General features: G+C 73.4%; 4 protein-coding genes. All 4 read left to right on the top strand.

Features of this window, described 5'->3' with window-relative positions:
* Positions 1–144: 144 nt before the first annotated feature.
* On the top strand, positions 145–1,518 hold the full coding sequence (locus AC2W7G_RS11640; protein WP_485868581.1) for a UTP--glucose-1-phosphate uridylyltransferase: 1,374 nt from the start codon (positions 145–147) through the stop codon (positions 1,516–1,518).
* Positions 1,519–1,528: 10 nt separating this feature from the next.
* Positions 1,529–2,872: a molybdotransferase-like divisome protein Glp gene (glp, locus tag AC2W7G_RS11635; protein ID WP_485868580.1), complete on the top strand. Its 1,344-nt coding sequence runs from the start codon at positions 1,529–1,531 to the stop codon at positions 2,870–2,872.
* A gap of 10 nt (positions 2,873–2,882) precedes the next feature.
* Positions 2,883–3,377 (top strand): cyclic pyranopterin monophosphate synthase MoaC, encoded by a 495-nt coding sequence (moaC, locus tag AC2W7G_RS11630; protein ID WP_485868579.1) that lies wholly within the window; start codon positions 2,883–2,885, stop codon positions 3,375–3,377.
* The coding region (locus tag AC2W7G_RS11625; RefSeq protein WP_485868578.1) for a molybdopterin-binding protein at positions 3,374–3,630 on the top strand (257 nt) is incomplete at its 3' end. The genes moaC and AC2W7G_RS11625, both read left to right, overlap by 4 nt.

The raw sequence follows: 3,630 nt of genomic DNA, 5'->3' as shown, positions 1-3,630 counted from the left end.
CGACGAGCCGGCTCGGCGAGCAGGTTGCGCGGCGATCGCCTCCGCGGCCTCCGCGCGCGCCCCCTCGTCCCGGGCCGCCCGTCGCGAAAGCGTTTGGGCTCTTACGTCCTGCTTGTCCACGGGATCGACGCTAGCCTGACGGCGATGAACGGACTCGAGGCAGCACAGCGCAAGATGCGGGACGCGGGGATCGCCGACCTGGCGATCGACGTGTTCTCGGACTTCTACGGCAAGCTCGCGGGCGGCGCGACGGGGATGATCCCCGAGGCCGACGTCGAGCCGCTCGACGGCGTCGACCGGGCCGCCGACCTGGAGGTCTCGGTCGAGCAGCAGCGCGCCGCCGCCGACGTCACCGCCGTCATCAAGCTCAACGGCGGCCTGGGCACGTCCATGGGCATGGATCACGCGAAGTCCCTGCTGGAGGTGCGCGACGGACGGTCGTTCCTCGACCTCATCGTGGCCCAGGTGCGCGGCGTGCGCGAGGACCTCGGCGTCCGCCTGCCGCTGGTGTTCATGAACAGCTTCCGCACCAGCGACGACACCCGTGCCGTGCTCGAGCGCTACCCCGACCTGGCCGTCGGCGACCTGCCGCTGGAGTTCCTGCAGAACCGCGAGCCGAAGCTGCTCGAGGACGACCTCACGCCGGTCGAGTGGGACGACGAGTCGCTCACCTGGTGCCCGCCCGGCCACGGCGACCTCTACACGGCGCTCGTCACGTCCGGCGTCCTGGACACGCTGCTCGAGCAGGGCTTCCGCTACGCCTTCATCTCCAACGCCGACAACCTCGGCGCGTCGCCGGACCCGGCGATGATGGGCTGGTTCGCCGCCTCCGGGGCGCCCTACGCCGCCGAGGTCTGCCTGCGCACGCCCGCCGACGTCAAGGGCGGCCACCTGGTCGTGCGCAAGGCCGACGGACGCCTGGTGCTGCGCGAGACGGCGCAGACCCCCGACGAGGACGCCGACGCCGCCGCCGACATGACGCGGCACCGCTACTTCCACACCAACAACCTGTGGTTCGACCTGCAGGCGCTCAAGGCCCGGCTCGAGGAGCGCGGCGGCGTGATGGGCCTGCCGCTCATCCGCAACGTCAAGAACGTCGACCCGAAGGACCCCTCCTCGCCCAAGGTCGTGCAGATCGAGAGCGCGATGGGCGCCGCGGTCGAGGTCTTCGACGGCGCCACGGCCATCGAGGTGCCGCGCTCGCGCTTCCTGCCGGTCAAGACGACCAACGACCTGGCCCTGCTGCGCTCGGACGTGTACGACGTCGCCGAGTCCGGCCACGTCACCGCCGTCGTCGACGAGGTGCCGCTGGTGCGGCTGGCCAAGCCGCACTACGGCACGATCGGCGCCTTCGAGCAGCGCATGCCGCAGGTCCCGTCGCTGCGCGAGGCCCGCTCCCTCACGGTGCACGGCGACTGGACGTTCGGCTCCGGCGTGAAGGTCGTCGGGGACGTCGAGCTGCCCGACACGGGCGGTCCGGAGCGCGTCGCCGACGGCGAGGTGCTGGCGGACGACTAGGCTGCCCACCATGTCCTCGGACGACGAAGCCACCGGCGCCGTGCCCTCGACCGGCGCGACGTCACCGACCTCGGCGGACGCCGCCTCGAGCGGACCGCGTGCGCGTCCGCGACCGGCCAGCATCCCCGACGGCGTCCTGACGGTCGAGGACCACCTCGAGATCATCCTGCGCGGCACCGGTCCGCTGGAGCCCTACGACCAGCCGCTCGTCGACTCGCTCGGGCTGCCGCTGGTCGAGGACTTCGTCGCCCAGCACGACCTGCCGCGCTTCGACAACTCCGCGATGGACGGCTACGCCGTGCGTGCCGAGGACATCGCCGCGGCGTCGCGCCACGAGCCGGTCGTCCTGCCCGTGGTCGGCTCCGTCGCCGCCGGGTCGGGCAAGCCGTTCGCGATCAGCGCCGGCACCGCGGCCAAGATCATGACCGGCGCCGCCATGCCGCGCGGGGCCGACACGGTCGTCCCGTACGAGCTGACCGACCGCGGCACGCAGCGCGTCTCGATCGGCAGGGCGCTGGAGTCCGGCAGCAACGTGCGCTGGCACGGCGACGACGTCAGCGCGGGCGAGACCGTGCTGCCCGCCGGCACCGTCCTGGGCCCGCGCGAGGTGGGCCTGCTCGCGTCCCTGGGCGCCGGACGCGTCCCGGTGCGTCCCCGCCCGCGCGTGGTGATCATCTCCACCGGCAACGAGCTGCGCGAGGCCGGCCAGCAGCTCGAGCACGACTCGATCTACGACGGCAACAGCCACATGCTCGCCGCCGCCGTGCGCGCGGCCGGGGCGATCGCCTACCGCGTGGGCGCCGTCGACGACGACCCCAAGGCGTTCCGCCGCCTGCTGTCCGAGCAGCTCGTCCGCGCCGACCTCGTCGTCACCACCGGCGGCATCAGCGAGGGCGACCACGACGTGGTCAAGGCCGCGCTGTCGGGCATGGACGACATGTTCTTCCACCCCGTCGCGATGCAGCCCGGACGCCCGCAGGGGTTCGGCCGGGTCTTCGACGAGCGCACCCCGCTCATCGCGCTGCCGGGCAACGGGGTCTCGGCGTACGTCTCGTTCGAGGTGTTCGTCCTGCCCGCCATCCGCCGGCTCATGGGCCTGACGCCGTACCGCCGGCCGATGGTCCACGCGGTGCTCGCCTCGGACCTGACGTCGCCCCCGGGCAAGCGCCAGTACGTCCGCGGCTTCTTCGAGGTCACCCACCGCGGCGCCAAGGTCACGCCGGTCGGCGGCCGCGGCTCGCACCAGGTCGGCGGCCTGGCCAAGGCCAACGCGCTCATCGTCGTCGGCGAGGACGAGACGGCGCTCAACCTCGGCGACACCGTCCGGACGCTCGTCCTGGACCGACAGTTCTGAGGCGAAGGCGATGAGCGAGCCGACCGAGCCGCGCCTCACCCACGTCGACGAGTCCGGCGCAGCCCGGATGGTCGACGTGACCGCCAAGCAGGTCACCGCCCGCACCGCCACCGCCCGCGGGCTCGTGCAGACCACGCCCGAGGTCGTCGCTCTGCTGCGCGGCGAGGGCGTGCCGAAGGGCGACGCGCTCGCGGTCGCCCGCGTCGCCGGCATCATGGGCGCCAAGCGCACCCCCGACCTCGTGCCGCTGTGCCACCCGCTCGCGATCAGCGGCGTCGAGGTGGAGCTGGAGGTCGTCGACGCCGGCGTCGCGATCGAGGCCACCGTCCGCACGGCCGACCGCACCGGCGTGGAGATGGAGGCCCTGACGTCGGTCACGGTCGCGGCGCTCACGGTCGTCGACATGGTCAAGGCGGTCGACAAGCTGGCTCGCATCACCGACGTCGAGGTGGTCGCCAAGTCTGGCGGCAAGAGCGGCGACTGGCGGCGCGAGGACGTCCGATGAGGGCCGCGGTCGTCGTCGCCAGCAACCGGGCCGCCGCCGGCACGTACGCCGACACCACCGGGCCGCTCCTGGTGGACGCCCTGCGGCGCTGGGGTTTCGAGACGCCCGACCCGGTGGTCGCGCCCGACGGCGAGCCGTTCGGCCGCGCGCTGGACACCGTCCTGGCCGCCGCGCCCGCGCTCGTGCTCACGACCGGAGGCACCGGCGTCAGCACCCACCGACCGGACGCCGAGGAGACCCGGCGCCGGCTCGA

The organism is Aeromicrobium sp. PFPM2_SD2 (genome assembly GCF_057364525.1).
Note: the sequence above shows the minus strand (reverse complement) of the source record. Positions and strands in the feature narration are given on the sequence as shown.

Coding starts and splice junctions, on each gene's coding strand:
- AC2W7G_RS11640 (WP_485868581.1), top strand. CDS start 145: ATGAACGGACTCGAGGCAGCACAGCGCAAGATGCGGGACGCGGGGATC.
- glp (WP_485868580.1), top strand. CDS start 1,529: ATGTCCTCGGACGACGAAGCCACCGGCGCCGTGCCCTCGACCGGCGCG.
- moaC (WP_485868579.1), top strand. CDS start 2,883: ATGAGCGAGCCGACCGAGCCGCGCCTCACCCACGTCGACGAGTCCGGC.